The organism is Pseudomonas hunanensis (assembly GCF_013393325.1).
Lineage (GTDB): Bacteria > Pseudomonadota > Gammaproteobacteria > Pseudomonadales > Pseudomonadaceae > Aquipseudomonas > Aquipseudomonas putida_P.
The window spans coordinates 45,884-60,054 of record NZ_QJRC01000100.1; the positions used below are offsets into that span (position 1 = coordinate 45,884).

The window sequence follows — 14,171 nt, forward strand, 5'->3', positions numbered from 1 at the left end:
CGCAGCAGAACACGCCGGACACCTGCCCTCACAATCATTCAGGCAGGGTCCGTGATGCCGAGGTCCGCTGTATGCCTGATGAATTGCTCCACCTGCCCGATATCCAGCGCATTCTGGCCCGCGACAAGGCCACCCCGGGGGCCCTGTTGCCGATCCTGCATGCCATCCAGCACGACATCGGTTACATCCCCGATGCGGCTGTCCCCGAAATCGCTCATGCCCTGAACCTTAGCCTGGCCGAGGTGCGCGGGGTGATCAGCTTCTACCACGATTTCCGCACCGCGCCGCCTGCCCGTCATACTCTGCGCCTGTGCCGCGCCGAGTCGTGCCAGAGCCGTGGCGCCGAGGCCCTGGCCGCGCAGCTGCGTGAACAGCTGGCACTGGACGATCATGGCACCAGCGCCGACGGCGCCATCAGCCTTCGGCCGGTGTATTGCCTGGGCGCCTGTGCCTGCTCGCCGGCGCTGGAGCTGGACGGCCAAGTGCACGCGCGCCTCACCCCCGAGCGCCTGCGCGCCCTGGTCAATGGTTGCCGGGAGGACGCTGCATGCTGACCCTGTACATTCCCTGCGATTCGGTCGCCCGCGCCGTGGGTGCCGATCAGGTCGTCGAGGCCTTGCAGCGCGAGGCCGAGCGCCGCCAGTTGCCTCTGGACATCCAACGCACCAGCTCACGCGGGTTGTACTGGCTGGAGCCGCTGATCGAGTGCGACAGTGCGCAAGGGCGCCAGGGCTTCGGCCCGGTTACCCCGCAGGACGTGCCGTCCCTGCTCGATGCCCTGGCCGGTGATCCTGGTGGCCACTCACTGGCACTGGGCGCGGTCGAAGAAATACCTTACCTCAAGACCCAGCAGCGCCTGTTGTTCGCCCGCGCCGGCATCACCCGCCCGTTGTCGCTGGATGACTACCGCGCCCACGGCGGTTTCGCAGGGCTGGAGGTAGCCGTGGCCCTGGACGGTGCCGACGTGGTCGCTGCGGTACTCGATTCCGGTCTGCGTGGCCGTGGTGGCGCGGCGTTCCCGGCCGGCATCAAGTGGCGCACCGTGCGTGACGCCGATGCCGGGCAAAAATACGTGGTGTGCAACGCTGACGAGGGTGACTCCGGCACCTTTGCCGACCGCATGCTGATGGAGGGCGACCCCTTCCTGCTGATCGAGGGCATGATCATTGCCGGCCTCGCCGTCGGGGCCGACAAGGGATACATCTATGTACGCTCGGAATATCCCGACGCTATCCGCTCGCTTGACCAGGCCTTCACCATTGCCCGTGATGCGGGGTACCTCGGCACTGACGTAGCCGGCAGTGGCCAGGCGTTCGACCTGGAAGTGCGAGTGGGCGCCGGCGCCTATATCTGCGGCGAAGAAACCGCGTTGCTCGAATCCATCGAAGGCAAGCGCGGCATCGTCCGCGCCAAGCCCCCACTGCCCGCGCTGCAAGGCCTGTTCGGCTTGCCGACGCTGGTGCACAACGTGCTTACCCTGGCTTCGGTGCCCATCATTCTGGCCAAGGGCGCGGCGTTCTATCGCGATTTCGGCATGGGCCGCTCGCTGGGCACCATGCCGTTCCAGCTGGCCGGTAACATCCGCCAGGGTGGCTTGGTGGAGCGTGCGTTCGGCCTGACCCTGCGCGAACTGGTGGACGGTTACGGCGGTGGCACGGCCAGTGGCCGGCCGCTGAAGGCCGCGCAGGTCGGGGGGCCGCTTGGTGCCTGGGTACCCCCCAGCCACTTCGACACGCCGCTGGACTATGAAGCCTTCGCCGCCATGGGCGCGATGCTCGGCCACGGCGGTGTAGTGGTGGCCGACGACACCCTGAACATGGCCAGCATGGCGCGTTTCGCCCTGCAGTTCTGCGCCGAGGAGTCCTGTGGCAAGTGCACCCCATGCCGCATCGGCTCGACGCGGGGCATGGAAGTGGTCGACCGGCTGATCGCCAGCAGCGACCTCGCTGAACGCCACGACCAGGCGCTGTTGCTGCGCGACCTGTGCGACACGATGCAGTACGGCTCGCTGTGCGCCATGGGGGGCATGACCGCTTACCCGGTGGCCAGTGCGCTCAAGTACTTCCCTGCCGATTTTGGGCTGACCACCACGGAGGCCGCGCAGTGATCAATTTCTTCGACCCCGCTTCTGATAAAAACAGCGACCTCGGCACCCCGGCCCGTGACAGCGACGTGCAGGTCAGCCTGAGCATTGACGGCCGCGCCATCAGTGTGCCCGCCGGCACCTCGGTGATGCGCGCCGCCGCGATGCTCGGCACCAGCATCCCCAAACTGTGCGCCACCGACAGCCTTGAAGCCTTCGGCTCGTGCCGCATGTGCATGGTGGAAATCGAAGGCATGCGCGGCTACCCGGCGTCCTGCACCACGCCGGTCAGCGAAGGCATGGTGGTACGTACCGAAACCCCGCGCCTGGCCGGCCTGCGCCGCAACGTGATGGAGCTGTACATTTCCGACCACCCGCTGGACTGTCTGACCTGCTCGGCCAACGGTAACTGCGAGCTGCAGACCGTGGCTGGCCAGGTGGGCCTGCGCGAGGTGCGCTATGGCTATGACGGCGCCAACCACCTGGCCGAGAAAAAGGACGTTTCCAACCCGTATTTCGACTACGAGCCGAGCAAGTGCATCGTTTGCAGCCGCTGCGTGCGCGCCTGCGAGGATATCCAGGGCACCTTTGCCCTGACCATTACCGGGCGTGGTTTTGAATCGCGGGTAGCGGCAGCGGGTGGTGATGACTTCCTCACTTCCGAGTGCGTGTCGTGCGGCGCCTGCGTGCAGGCCTGCCCGACTGCGACCCTGACGGAAAAGAGCCTGGTGCAACTTGGCCAGCCTGAGCGTTCGGTCATTACCACGTGCGCCTACTGCGGCGTTGGCTGTTCGTTCCGCGCCGAAATGAAGGGCGACCAGCTGGTGCGCATGGTCCCGGACAAGAACGGCGGCGCCAACCATGGCCACGCCTGCGTCAAAGGCCGCTTCGCCTGGGGTTATGCCACCCACCCGGACCGCATTACCAAGCCGATGATTCGCAAGCGCCTGGAAGACCCGTGGCAGGAAGTGAGCTGGGACGAGGCGGTGACCTATGCCGCCAGCGAGTTCCGCCGCATCCAGCTCAAGTACGGGCGCGACGCCATTGGCGGCATCACCTCCAGCCGCTGCACCAACGAAGAAGCCTACCTGGTGCAGAAATTGGTGCGCACGGCATTCGGCAACAACAACGTCGATACCTGCGCGCGGGTGTGCCATTCGCCCACTGGCTATGGCCTGAAGCAGACCCTGGGTGAATCGGCGGGCACGCAAAGCTTCGATTCGGTGATGCAGGCCGACGTGGTGCTGGTGATCGGCGCCAACCCCACCGATGCTCACCCGGTGTTTGGTTCGCAACTCAAGCGTCGCTTGCGCCAGGGGGCTCGGCTGATCGTGATCGACCCACGGCGTATCGACCTGGTCGACTCGCCGCACGCCCGTGCCGAGCTGCATCTGCAACTGCGCCCAGGCACCAACGTGGCCATGCTCAACGCCCTGGCCCACGTGATAGTCACCGAGGGCCTGCTGGCTCAACGCTTCATCGATGCCCGCTGCGAAACCGAAGACTTCGCCCGCTGGCGCGACTTCGTCAGCCTGGCAGACAACGCCCCCGAGGTGCTCGGCCCGGTCTGTGGTGTGCCTGCCGAGCAGATCCGCGCCGCTGCGCGGTTGTATGCCACCGGCGGCAACGCAGCCATCTATTACGGCTTGGGCGTGACCGAGCACAGCCAGGGTAGTACTGCGGTGATGGGCATCGCCAACCTGGCCATGGCCACCGGCAATATCGGCCGCGAGGGGGTAGGGGTGAACCCGTTGCGCGGGCAGAACAACGTGCAGGGTTCGTGCGACATGGGTTCGTTCCCCCACGAGCTGCCCGGCTACCGGCATATCTCCAACGAGGGCGTGCGCGCCGAGTTCGAACGAGCCTGGGGCGTGACCCTGCAGCCCGACCCTGGTCTGCGCATTCCCAACATGTTCGAGGCTGCGTTGGACGGCAGCTTCAAAGCGTTGTACTGCCAGGGTGAGGACATCGCCCAGAGCGACCCCAACACCCAGCACGTCACGGCAGCCTTGCACGCCATGGAGTGCGTGGTGGTGCAGGATATTTTCCTCAACGAAACCGCCAAGTTCGCCCATGTGTTCCTGCCGGGCAGTTCATTCCTTGAAAAGGACGGCACTTTCACCAATGCCGAGCGGCGCATTTCGCGGGTGCGCAAGGTCATGGAGCCGCTGGCCGGCAAGGCCGACTGGGAAGCCACCGTGGCCCTGGCCAACGCCCTGGGCTACCCGATGAACTACCGCCACCCGTCCGAGATCATGGACGAGATCGCTCGCCTGACGCCGACCTTCCGCCGGGTAAGCTACGCCGAGATCGACCGCCATGGCAGCCTGCAATGGCCATGCAACGATGCTGCACCCGATGGCACACCGACCATGCACATCGACCAGTTCGTGCGTGGCAAGGGCCGCTTCATGCTTACCGGCTACGTGCCCACCGACGAAAAGGTCAACAACCGCTATCCGCTGCTGCTGACCACCGGGCGCATCCTCAGCCAGTACAACGTCGGGGCTCAGACCCGGCGTACCGGCAACGTCGCCTGGCATGACGCCGACCGTTTGGAGATCCACCCGACCGACGCCGAAAGCCGTGGCATTCAGGACGGTGACTGGGTGGGAATCGGCAGCCGCGCCGGGCAGACCGTGCTGCGTGCCAAGGTCAGCGCACGGGTGGCGCCGGGCGTGGTGTACACCACGTTCCACTTCCCTGAATCGGGGGCGAACGTGATCACCACCGACAACTCCGACTGGGCCACCAACTGCCCCGAGTACAAGGTGACGGCTGTGGAAGTGGTGAAAGTGTTCCAGCCATCACAATGGCAAAAGCGCTACCAGGACTTCAGTGATGAACAGCGGCGGCTGCTGATAGAGCGCCGCACAGCGGAAAAAGCCGAGGTGCGCCGATGAGCAGTGACAACCTGGTCAAGATGGCCAACCAGATTGCCCATTACTTCGACAGTGAGCCAAACCGGGCGCTGGCGGTGCAGGGGGTGCGGCAGCATTTGCAAAGCTTCTGGACGCCGGCCATGCGCCGGCAACTGGCGGAGTGGATCGAGGCCAACGCAGGGGAGGGCCTGGACCCGAAGGTGCGCGAGGCGATGGCCTAGCGGGCCTGCGCGGTCCCTGTAGGAGCGGCCTTGTGTCGCGAAAGGGCCGCGAAGCGGCCCCAGATTTCAGCTTTGATGCATAAATTTCTGGGGCCGCCTTGCGGCCCTTTCGCGACACAAGGCCGCTCCTACAGGGACCGCGCCAATCGTGGCAATTGCGTCAGCCGCGGGCCAGTTCGGCCTGGTGGGCGATGGCTTCTTCGCTCTTGAGCACCAGCACATCGCCCTCCAGTTCATCCAGCACCACCTCCGAAGTATTGCCAATCAACGCCCCGGAAATCCCCGTGCGGCATACGGTGCCGATCACCGTCACCACCGCATCAAGCTTCTTCTCGGTAAACGGGATCAGCACATCCGCCGGCCCTTCAGCCACATGCAGGCAGTCTTCGCTGATGCCGTATTCGGCCTGGAACGCCTTGCAGGCTTCGCGGTAGCGGTTTTCGATGGTCTCGCTCAACTGGTACGTCGGGTCCGAGGCCGACAGCATTGGCGACGGGTGGGCACTGATGACATGCAGTTCGCCCTTGGCCAGCCCGGCGATGGCATAGCCATGGTCGATGATGCTCGCATGCAGGCGGCGGTGGTCGTCGTCCTGGTTGCCCACGTCCACCGCAGCCAGAATCTTGCCCCCGGTCCACGGCCGTTCGCTCTTGACCATCAGCACCGCACACGGGCACTGGCGCAGCAGCTTCCAGTCACTGGGGGTGAGCAAGGCTTTTTTCAGCGGGTTGTCCGGGCGGTGTTCCTTGATCACCAACTCGCAGCCCTCGGCCTGCTGCACATAGATGATGGTGTCGTGCAGGTTGTCGCGCCAGGCCTCCTCGTGGGTGACGTTGTCGTACCCGTCATCGTGCAACTGGCTGCTCAGCAAGCTAAGCAGTGCGTGGTGGTCATGCTTCTTGTCGCACATCAGCAGGTGCAGGCGTGCGCCAGTGACGCCGGCAATCAGCTTGGCCCGGGTCAGCGCCCGGCTGTGGGCGTGCTCAGGGTCGAGGACGACGAGGATGCTGCGGACGGCTTGCATGGGCGTGAACTCCCTCAAAGGTGGCGACCAATGCCTGACTATAGTCGGCGCTTCCCCCGCTGGCGCTTGATATACGTCAAGCATAGTCACTGGCGCCACCCGCCGCCGTCGGTATAATCGCCGCCTCTGCCTGTTCCTGTGGTTGCACGTTTATGTCCCTGATCCCCGAAATCGACGCTTTTCTTGGTTGCCCGACGCCAGATGCCTGGATCGAAGCGGCGCTCGCCGACCAGGAAACCCTGCTGATCGACCACAAGAACTGCGAGTTCAAGGCCGCCAGCACGGCCTTGAGCCTGATGGCCAAATACAACACGCACCTTGATCTGATCAACATGATGTCGCGCCTGGCCCGCGAGGAGCTGGTGCACCATGAGCAGGTGCTGCGCCTGATGAAGCGCCGTGGTGTGCCGCTGCGCCCGGTGTCGGCGGGGCGCTATGCGTCGGGGCTGCGCCGCCTGGTACGTGCCCACGAGCCAGTGAAACTGGTGGATACGCTGGTGGTGGGGGCGTTCATCGAGGCGCGCAGCTGTGAGCGCTTCGCTGCGCTGGTGCCGCACCTGGATGAAGAACTGGGCCGCTTCTACCACGGTTTGTTGAAAAGTGAAGCGCGCCACTATGAGGGCTACCTGAAACTGGCGCACAACTACGGCGATGAGGCGGACATCGCCCGCCGTGTGGAACTGGTGCGCGCTGCGGAAATGGAACTGATCCAGTCACCGGACCAGGAGCTGCGCTTCCACAGCGGTATACCCCAGGCGCTGGCCGCCTGAGTCGCAACAGGCGGCCCTGGGTTCAGTCGCGCCGGCCCAGCAACAGGCCGATCACCAGGCCGAGGCCGGCGGAAATGGCCACGGTCTGCCAGGGGTGGCCGCCAATATAATCCTGAGTGGCGTCCACCACCGGTTGCGCCTTGTCCCGCACATTGCCTGCGGCCTGGCGCGCCTGTTTCAGTTTGAGGCTGACCTGCGCCCGCAGGGTTTCTGCTTCTTCGCCCACCAGGGCGGCACTGTCGTTCAGCAGTTTTTCCGATTCTTCGATCAGCGATTGCAGTTCGCTGAATACCTGGTCCTTGATCTGATCGCTGTCCGCCAGCGTGGCGTTTTTCCGGGCCATGAACTCGTCCTCGTCGATGGGGGGTGTGAACAATGGATACCGCCACGTCGGGAAAGTTGCGGCGGCTTTCCGATGTTGCGTTGCCTGGGTGTAAGATAGCGGCCATTTTCAAACCTGCAGGTACCTTCATGAGTTTCAATCTGGCCAACATGAGCTTCGAGGAACGGGCGCAGATCGAGGCAGAGAAGGCTCGGCTGTTCGAGATGTGGCAGAACAACCTGGGCAAGGCCAAGGGCGATGCGGCCCGGCTGATTGCCGAAAAGCCACGGCGCAAGGGCAAGTGGGCCGAGTGGGTACGCGCCGAACTGGACGCCATGACGCCGCCCGAGTACGCCAGCATGGTGCGCAGCGAAGTCAACAAGCTGATGGCCGCGGCCAGCGCCAACCGCTGAGCACACCCCACCGGGCGTTTACCAGTAAGCGCCCTTGGGCAGGTCCAGCTTGCCCTCGTCGGTAAAGCGCACGGTGCCCAGCGGCCCGCCGGCCAGCTTGCCGCGCAGCGTGTAGGGCAAACCCTGCAGCGACTCTACCTTGCCCAGCCCATAGGCCTGGCGCAGGAAGGAAAACGCCGTGATGCTGACGGGCACCACGATTACCGCTTCGTCATATCGGCCAATATGGCCCTGCTGGTCGCTGACCCCGGCCGCTAGCGGCTGGCCGTTGACTTCCAGGTTGATGGCGACACCGTTGTAATCGATCGGCGCCTCGTTGGGGTTCTGTACCCGCATTTTCACCGCCATGCGCAGCTCCAGCTCCTGGCCGGGCAGTGGCTCGATGCCGATCACGCTGATGTTGACCGGGTCGCGTGGCTGGAACAGGGCGCAGGCTCCTAGGCCATACGCCATCAGCAGGACGAGAAACAGGCGGATACAGTGGTGCAGGCGGGCAGTCATTGAGGGCGACCTTGCCAAAGTGAGCGAACGGTCAGTGTGGCAAATGCGCGTCGGCGTTGAAAGTATCCTCGCAGATGAAAGATACTGTTTCTCATTAACGCCCGATAACTCATCTTACTGGCAGTTTCCAAACCCATGCTGACGTCACCCGTGTCGGGCCTGCTGGCGACTTTCCAGGAGCACTACGACGACCTGTTGCAGTTCCTGACCCGGCGCATGAGCGACCGCCAGCGCGCCGCCGACGTGGCGCAGGAAACCTATCTGAAACTGGTGAACATCGACGAGCAGGCGGTGCCGGTGTTGCATGCGCGCAGTTTCATCTTTCGCGTGGCCGGCAACCTGGCAATCGATGCCTTGCGCCGCGAGAAGCGCATCGCCGCCAGCCACGACGACAGTGACGGCGCCTGTGAGGTGGCCTGCCCGGCACCGGCGCCCGAGGCGGCATTGCTGGCCCGCGAGCGCCTGCGGATTCTTGACCAGGCGCTGTTGCAACTGCCCGACAACGCCCGCCGGGCGCTGTTGCTCAACCGCGTCGAAGGCCTGACCCAGAAGCAGATCGCGCAACGCCTGGGCGTTTCCGAGAGCATGGTGGCGAAGTACATCGGCCAGGCGCTGCGCCATTGCCGCGGTTGGCTTAAGCAGGCGGGTGTGGCGGCGTCCGTGGTGGTGCTGGTCGCCGCCGTGGCGGGTTGGCGGCAGGCGCCGATGCTGCTGGCGGATTACCACACTGCTGTCGGCGAGCGGCAGATCATTACGTTGGCTGATGGTACGCGGGTGACGCTGAACAGCGCCAGTGCCATGAGCGTCGTTTTCAGTGAGCATGAGCGGCGTGTGGTGCTTGATGCCGGTGAAGCATTGTTCGAGACCGCTGCTGATTCACGGCCGTTTGTGGTCGATACCGCCGGTGAGCGGGTGCAGGGCACTGCCGCGACCTTCAGCGTGCGCCGCGATGGCCACGTGGTGTTGGCGCACGGTGAGGCCAAGGTAGGTCAACGCGAACTGGCGGTAGCGGCCGATGCCGGCATGCAAATGGCCTGGCAGCGCGGCAAGCTGATCTTCAACGGCAAGCCGCTGGGGCAGGTACTGGAGGAGCTTGAGCGATACCGCCATGGGCGCATTGTGCTGTCCGACAGCAAGCTGGCAGCGATGGAGGTGAGCGGGGTATTTGATCTGGATGAGCCTGAGGCCCTGTTGCGGACGCTGGAGCAGCGATATGGCCTGAAGGTTACCTACCTGCCGTGGTTGGCCGTGGTGTATTGATCGGCCTGCAGCGACCTCGTCGCAGTACAGAAATAAAAATATTTTTCATTTGGCACTGCAAGTTCGTGCAAGCCAGATCGTCGTAGTGGGACTGATCAGCAACCCATTCTCATTTACGACTTGTCAGGAAGCTCATACGTGCCTCTGATGCTCAAGCCCTTGCACCGCCGTCGCGGTTCTCTTCACCACGCCCTGATGTCCTGCAGTGCCCTGGCCATGCTGGTCGGTCCGCTGCATGTGTGGGCCGCGACGACCACCGAACAGACCCAGATGCAGGCTCGCCAGGTTCAGCTCGACGTGCCAGCCCAACCGTTGGGCCAGGCCCTGACCACTTTCGCCGACCAGGCTGGCCTGCACCTGTTGTTCACCACGGGTGATGTCGCAGATCAGGCCAGCCCGGCGTTGCAGGGCAGCTACAGTGTCGAGCAGGCCCTGCAGCAGCTGCTGGCCGGCAGCGGCATGAGTTGGCAGTTCAGCGATGCCCGTACGGTCACCCTGCGTAAAACCGAGGCCTCGCCGCAGGCGGTCAACCTCAAGCCGATCGAAGTCAGCGTGGCCTCGCGCACCAGCACCGCAATCAGCGAAATCCCCGGCACCGTCTGGGTGGTCGAGCAGCAGCAGTTGCGCGAGCAGATCGACAGCGGTGTCAGCCTGAAGGAAGCCATCGGCAAGCTGGTGCCGGGCCTCGACCTGGCGCCGGAAGGGCGCACCAACTACGGCCAGAACATGCGCGGGCGCAACGTGCTGGTGATGATCGACGGGGTCAGCCAGAACAGCTCGCGCGGCCTGTCGCGCCAGTTCGACAGCATTTCGCCGTTCAACGTCGAGCGCGTCGAAGTGTTGTCGGGTGCCAGCGCCATCTACGGCGGTGGCGCCACCGGCGGCATCATCAACATCGTGACCAAGAAGGGCGAGCCCGGCCCGGCGCGGTTCGAGACCCAGCTGGGCGCCAGCAGCGGCTTCAACAACAGCGACGACCTGGCCACTCGCTTCGCCCAGTCGATCAGCGGCGGCAACGAGCGGGTCAATGCCCGGCTGGGTATCTCCGGTGAGCAGAACGAAGCCTTTTACGATGGTGCAGGCGACCAGATCTTCATCGACAACACCCAGACCGACCTGCAGTACAACCGCACCATCGATGTGCTCGGTACCTTGGGCCTGCAGTTGAACGACCAGCAGAGCCTCGACCTGTTGGCCCAGTACTATGACTCGGGCAACCACGGCAGCACGGGTATCTACTTCCCCAACCTCAACTACAACGCGCCGTCAGACCTGGAAGACGCCGAGCTGCGCAGCGGTTATTCGTCGGACCTGGAGCCGCGTACCCGACGCTTGTTGCTGAACGCCAATTACCACCACAACGACGTGCTGGGCCAGGATTTCTACCTGCAAGCCTCGTACCGCAAGGAAGACGACAACTTCTACCCGTTCCCGTACTACAACCGTGCCACGCCCACCGGCTCGCGCGGGGTGTACTTTGCTGCCTCGCAGCAGAACTTCGAGGTCACCAGCCTCAAGGGGCTGTTCGCCAAGCAATGGGACACGCTGAAGCTGACCTACGGCGTCGACCTGGACCGCGAGCGCTTCAACGCCGAGCAGACCACCTTCAATGCCCTGACTTCGTCCGAGTCGGGCGGCCTGGAGATGGAAAAGGACAGCAAGGCGGCGCGTTACCCCAGCTATCGGGTCGATGGTGTGTCGGTGTATGCCCAGCTGGACTGGCACGCCACCGACAACCTGACGTTCTCGGGCGGCGCTCGTCGCCAGCAGATGGACGTGGATGTCAGCGACTTCAAGGGCGTACCGGGCGGCAGCAACGACTACCAGGTGAACCTGTTCAACGTCGGTGCCATCTACGATTTCAAGAACGGCCACCAGGTGTGGACCAACTACGGCGAAGGCTTCGACCTGCCGGACCCAGCCAAGTACTACGGCAAGCCGGGCCTGAACGTGGCCGACAACCCGCTGGCTGGCATCAAGAGCCGCCAGGTGGAGCTGGGCTGGCGCTATGCCGATCTGGACTGGGATGCCCAGGCAGCGCTGTACTACATCTGGTCGGACAAGATCATCAACGTCGATTCGCAAACGCTGACCATCAACGTGGAAGAGCAGAAGAGCCGCGACTTTGGCTTTGAAGGTGCGCTGACCCGGCACTACCAGGCCGGTTGGGAAACCGGCGGCACCTTGCACCTGACCCGCTCCGAAGAAGAGGCTGCAGACGGTGGCTGGATCAAGCGTGATGCCCGCTATGCTTCGCTGTCCAAGGCCACCGCGTTCGTCGGCTGGAAGGGCGATGGCCGCAGCGCGCGGTTGCAAGCCAACCATGCTTTCAGCCTGAAGGACGATGCCGACCATGAGATCGACGGCTACACCACCTTCGACTTGCTGGGCAGCCAGGACACCGGTTTCGGTACCTTCAGCGCCGGCATCCAGAACCTGCTGGACAAGCAGTACAGCACGGTCTGGGGGCAGCGTGCGACGCTGTTCTATTCACCAACCTACGGGCCAGCGTACCTGTATGACTACCAAGGGCGTGGGCGCACCTACACGCTGACCTGGAGCATGGCTTACTGAGTGTTGCAGCCTGAACTGGCCTCTGTGGGCGCGGGCCGGTTCAGGCAAATGCTGCCAGCAAGTCCTGCGCAAACGCCTGCTGTGCTTCACCAACACCCTGCGCCCGGTGCCGGGCCAGGGTAAACGGCACCACGAAATCCAGCCCCGGGTCCAGCGCCCACAACAACCCCTCGGCCTCCCAGTCCTGCGCGCAGTGGCATGGCAGGTAGCCGATATGCCGCCCCGACAGAATGAACGTCAGCACGCTCTCGATCTGCTCTGCCACCGCCATGCTGCGCTGGCTCTGGAACGGCTCACCGCCTTTGAGAAAACGGTACGGATGGCGCACCTGGTCCATGTCCAGCAGCCGCTCAAGCCCAACCCCCGACTCGCCGAACAGCACATGCCCTTTGCCGCAATACAGCCGTTGCCGCTCCTCGAACAATGGCTGGTAATCAAAGGCCGCCTGGTTGCCGGAAAAGTAGCTGATGGCACAGTCCAGCCGCTGCTCCAGCAACAACCGCTCAAGCTCCGCTGGCGGTGCACTGATCAGCTCCAATTGCACCGATTCCTCTCGCTTGCGAAACGCCGCAATGGCCGCCGCCAGCTTCAGGCTGACTGCCTTGTCCTGGTTTTCCGCCAGACCGATGCGCACGTTGCCCAGCAACCGCCCAGCAACGCCGTTGGCCTGCTGGCGGAACTGCTCGATGTTCAGCAGCAGGCCACGCGCCGCCTCCAATAACAATTCACCTTTGTCCGTCAGGCGAAAACCACCCTTGCCACGGCTGCACAGGCGGTAACCCAGGCGAGCCTCCAGCTGTGCCATGCGCTGGCTGATGGTGGGCTGGCTCAGGCCCAGCACGCCTTGCGCGGCGCTGAAGCCACCGGCCTGGACTACAGTGACGAACAGCCGCAGCAGGTGCAGATCGGGGTCGTGCAATTGTCCGAGCATTACATTGGTCCTGGTGAATGTCAGCTTTGCAAACTTGCCATTTCTGCAATGTAACCCGGCTGGCATGCTCGCGGCATCCACCCATTAGCCGAGGTGTCCGCCATGCGTCGATCGTTGTGCTTGTTGTCCCTGGTCCTGGCCTTGCCGTTACAGGCGCAAGAAAAGGTCGTGAACCTCTATAGCTGGGCCGACTACGTTGCCCCGCAAACCCTTCAGCGCTTCGAGCGAGAAACCGGCTACAAGGTGCGCTACGACACCTTCGACACCACTGAAGTGCTGGAAACCAAGCTGCTGACCGGTGGTAGCGGTTACGACGTGGTGGTGCCGTCAGCTACCGTGCTGGCCAGGGCGCTCAAGGCCAATGCCCTGCAACCGCTCGATCCCCAGGCCATGCCCGGCTACAGCAATCTCGACAAGGACCTGCTGGCCAAGCTCGCCGAGGCCGACCCCGGCAACCGCCATGCCGTGCCGTACACCTGGGGAACGCTGGGCCTTGGGGTGAATGTGGAGGCCGTGCGTCAGCGCCTGGGCGATGTGCCGCTCGACAGCCTCGACCTGCTGTTCAAGCCCGAGTACGCCAGCCGTCTGAAGGACTGCGGCATTGCCATGCCCGATTCGCCACAGGAAGTGATCGGGGTTGCCCTGAACTACCTGGGCAAAGACCCTTACAGCCAGAACAAGGATGACCTGGCTGCCGCGCAGAACCTGCTCAGCCAGTTGCAGCCGTCGATCAGCTATGTCGCCAATGGCCGGCAGATCAGCGACCTGGCCAATGGCAGCGTGTGCCTGGCGCTGACCTATAACGGTGATGCGGCAATGGCCGCCGACCAGGCCCGCCGTGCCGGCAAGCCGTTCGAGCTGATCTACCGCATCCCCCGCGAAGGCACGCTGGTGTGGCAGGACAACCTGGTCATTCCAAAAGACGCCCCGCACCCCGAGGCCGCGCGAGCGTTCATTGCCTTCATGCTCAAGCCCGAGTCGGTGGCGGCGCTGACCAACACGCTGTTCTTCGCCAATGCCAACCAAGCCGCCACACCACTGGTGGACGAAGCGGTGCGCAACGACCCGGACATCTACCCACCCGCCGAGGTACGCCAGCGCCTGTTCGCCGACCGCAGCATGGCCTTGGCCGATTTGCGCCAGCGTAACCGCCTTTGGACGGCTTTCCGCAGCCGCCAATGACACATGAC

At 64.0% G+C, this 14,171-nt stretch carries 13 protein-coding genes; 9 read left to right on the forward strand and 4 right to left on the reverse strand.

What is annotated here, in order from left to right; all coding sequences use genetic code 11:
• Positions 1-71 precede the first annotated feature (71 nt).
• The 4 genes from DM807_RS24755 to DM807_RS24770 are packed head-to-tail and all read left to right on the forward strand — an operon-like array spanning position 72 to position 5,186.
• The gene (locus DM807_RS24755) at positions 72-554 is read left to right on the forward strand and encodes a formate dehydrogenase subunit gamma (RefSeq protein ID WP_012271469.1); all 483 of its coding nucleotides are present in this window, start codon (positions 72-74) and stop codon (positions 552-554) included.
• On the forward strand, positions 548-2,107 hold the full coding sequence (locus DM807_RS24760) for a formate dehydrogenase beta subunit (protein WP_179028086.1): 1,560 nt from the start codon (positions 548-550) through the stop codon (positions 2,105-2,107). The genes DM807_RS24755 and DM807_RS24760 overlap by 7 nt, the downstream gene beginning before the upstream one ends.
• The gene (fdhF, locus tag DM807_RS24765; RefSeq protein WP_012271471.1) at positions 2,104-4,986 is read left to right on the forward strand and encodes a formate dehydrogenase subunit alpha; all 2,883 of its coding nucleotides are present in this window, start codon (positions 2,104-2,106) and stop codon (positions 4,984-4,986) included. The genes DM807_RS24760 and fdhF overlap by 4 nt, the downstream gene beginning before the upstream one ends.
• Positions 4,983-5,186, forward strand: coding sequence for a formate dehydrogenase subunit delta (locus tag DM807_RS24770; RefSeq protein ID WP_012271472.1), 204 nt, complete (start codon positions 4,983-4,985; stop codon positions 5,184-5,186). Before fdhF ends, DM807_RS24770 begins: the two co-directional genes overlap by 4 nt.
• Before the next feature lie 160 nt (positions 5,187-5,346).
• Here DM807_RS24770 and DM807_RS24775 read toward each other — a convergent pair whose 3' ends face one another.
• Complete coding sequence (locus DM807_RS24775; RefSeq protein WP_060515246.1) at positions 5,347-6,210, reverse strand: universal stress protein; 864 nt, start codon at positions 6,208-6,210, stop codon at positions 5,347-5,349.
• A 152-nt stretch (positions 6,211-6,362) separates the two neighbouring features.
• On the opposite strand from DM807_RS24775, the gene DM807_RS24780 reads away from it, so the two are divergent.
• Positions 6,363-6,980 carry a MiaE family protein gene (locus tag DM807_RS24780; RefSeq protein ID WP_179028087.1) on the forward strand — a complete coding sequence of 206 codons (618 nt, stop codon included), beginning with the start codon at positions 6,363-6,365 and terminating at the stop codon, positions 6,978-6,980.
• Positions 6,981-7,002: 22 nt separating this feature from the next.
• On the opposite strand, the gene DM807_RS24785 is transcribed toward DM807_RS24780, so the two are convergent.
• Complete coding sequence (locus DM807_RS24785) at positions 7,003-7,323, reverse strand: ElaB/YgaM/YqjD family protein (RefSeq protein ID WP_012271475.1); 321 nt, start codon at positions 7,321-7,323, stop codon at positions 7,003-7,005.
• A 128-nt stretch (positions 7,324-7,451) separates the two neighbouring features.
• Between DM807_RS24785 and DM807_RS24790 the strand changes: the two genes are divergently transcribed.
• Positions 7,452-7,715 (forward strand): hypothetical protein, encoded by a 264-nt coding sequence (locus DM807_RS24790; protein WP_012271476.1) that lies wholly within the window; start codon positions 7,452-7,454, stop codon positions 7,713-7,715.
• 18 nt (positions 7,716-7,733) lie between these two features.
• On the opposite strand, the gene DM807_RS24795 is transcribed toward DM807_RS24790, so the two are convergent.
• Positions 7,734-8,216: an LEA/WHy family protein gene (locus DM807_RS24795; RefSeq protein ID WP_012271477.1), complete on the reverse strand. Its 483-nt coding sequence runs from the start codon at positions 8,214-8,216 to the stop codon at positions 7,734-7,736.
• Between the two features lie 135 nt (positions 8,217-8,351).
• Between DM807_RS24795 and DM807_RS24800 the strand changes: the two genes are divergently transcribed.
• Together DM807_RS24800 and DM807_RS24805 are read left to right on the forward strand one after the other, a co-directional pair.
• Positions 8,352-9,476: a sigma-70 family RNA polymerase sigma factor gene (locus DM807_RS24800; RefSeq protein WP_012271478.1), complete on the forward strand. Its 1,125-nt coding sequence runs from the start codon at positions 8,352-8,354 to the stop codon at positions 9,474-9,476.
• A 147-nt stretch (positions 9,477-9,623) separates the two neighbouring features.
• Positions 9,624-12,050, forward strand: a complete 2,427-nt coding sequence (locus DM807_RS24805; protein ID WP_179028101.1) for a TonB-dependent receptor — start codon at positions 9,624-9,626, stop codon at positions 12,048-12,050.
• 40 nt (positions 12,051-12,090) lie between these two features.
• On the opposite strand, the gene DM807_RS24810 is transcribed toward DM807_RS24805, so the two are convergent.
• The gene (locus DM807_RS24810; RefSeq protein WP_060492976.1) at positions 12,091-12,981 is read right to left on the reverse strand and encodes a LysR family transcriptional regulator; all 891 of its coding nucleotides are present in this window, start codon (positions 12,979-12,981) and stop codon (positions 12,091-12,093) included.
• A 102-nt stretch (positions 12,982-13,083) separates the two neighbouring features.
• Here DM807_RS24810 and DM807_RS24815 point away from each other — a divergent pair, with 102 nt between their 5' ends.
• On the forward strand, positions 13,084-14,163 hold the full coding sequence (locus DM807_RS24815) for a polyamine ABC transporter substrate-binding protein (RefSeq protein ID WP_012271481.1): 1,080 nt from the start codon (positions 13,084-13,086) through the stop codon (positions 14,161-14,163).
• The last annotated feature ends 8 nt before the right edge of the window (positions 14,164-14,171 follow it).

Bases quoted from the DNA above. Each gene is read 5' to 3' on its own strand.
- DM807_RS24790 (WP_012271476.1), top strand. From the start codon at position 7,452: ATGAGTTTCAATCTGGCCAACATGAGCTTCGAGGAACGGGCGCAGATC.
- DM807_RS24770 (WP_012271472.1), top strand. From the start codon at position 4,983: ATGAGCAGTGACAACCTGGTCAAGATGGCCAACCAGATTGCCCATTAC.
- DM807_RS24760 (WP_179028086.1), top strand. From the start codon at position 548: ATGCTGACCCTGTACATTCCCTGCGATTCGGTCGCCCGCGCCGTGGGT.
- DM807_RS24795 (WP_012271477.1), bottom strand. From the start codon at position 8,216: ATGACTGCCCGCCTGCACCACTGTATCCGCCTGTTTCTCGTCCTGCTG.
- DM807_RS24755 (WP_012271469.1), top strand. From the start codon at position 72: ATGCCTGATGAATTGCTCCACCTGCCCGATATCCAGCGCATTCTGGCC.
- DM807_RS24780 (WP_179028087.1), top strand. From the start codon at position 6,363: ATGTCCCTGATCCCCGAAATCGACGCTTTTCTTGGTTGCCCGACGCCA.
- DM807_RS24805 (WP_179028101.1), top strand. From the start codon at position 9,624: ATGCTCAAGCCCTTGCACCGCCGTCGCGGTTCTCTTCACCACGCCCTG.
- DM807_RS24775 (WP_060515246.1), bottom strand. From the start codon at position 6,210: ATGCAAGCCGTCCGCAGCATCCTCGTCGTCCTCGACCCTGAGCACGCC.
- DM807_RS24810 (WP_060492976.1), bottom strand. From the start codon at position 12,981: ATGCTCGGACAATTGCACGACCCCGATCTGCACCTGCTGCGGCTGTTC.
- DM807_RS24815 (WP_012271481.1), top strand. From the start codon at position 13,084: ATGCGTCGATCGTTGTGCTTGTTGTCCCTGGTCCTGGCCTTGCCGTTA.
- DM807_RS24785 (WP_012271475.1), bottom strand. From the start codon at position 7,323: ATGGCCCGGAAAAACGCCACGCTGGCGGACAGCGATCAGATCAAGGAC.
- DM807_RS24800 (WP_012271478.1), top strand. From the start codon at position 8,352: ATGCTGACGTCACCCGTGTCGGGCCTGCTGGCGACTTTCCAGGAGCAC.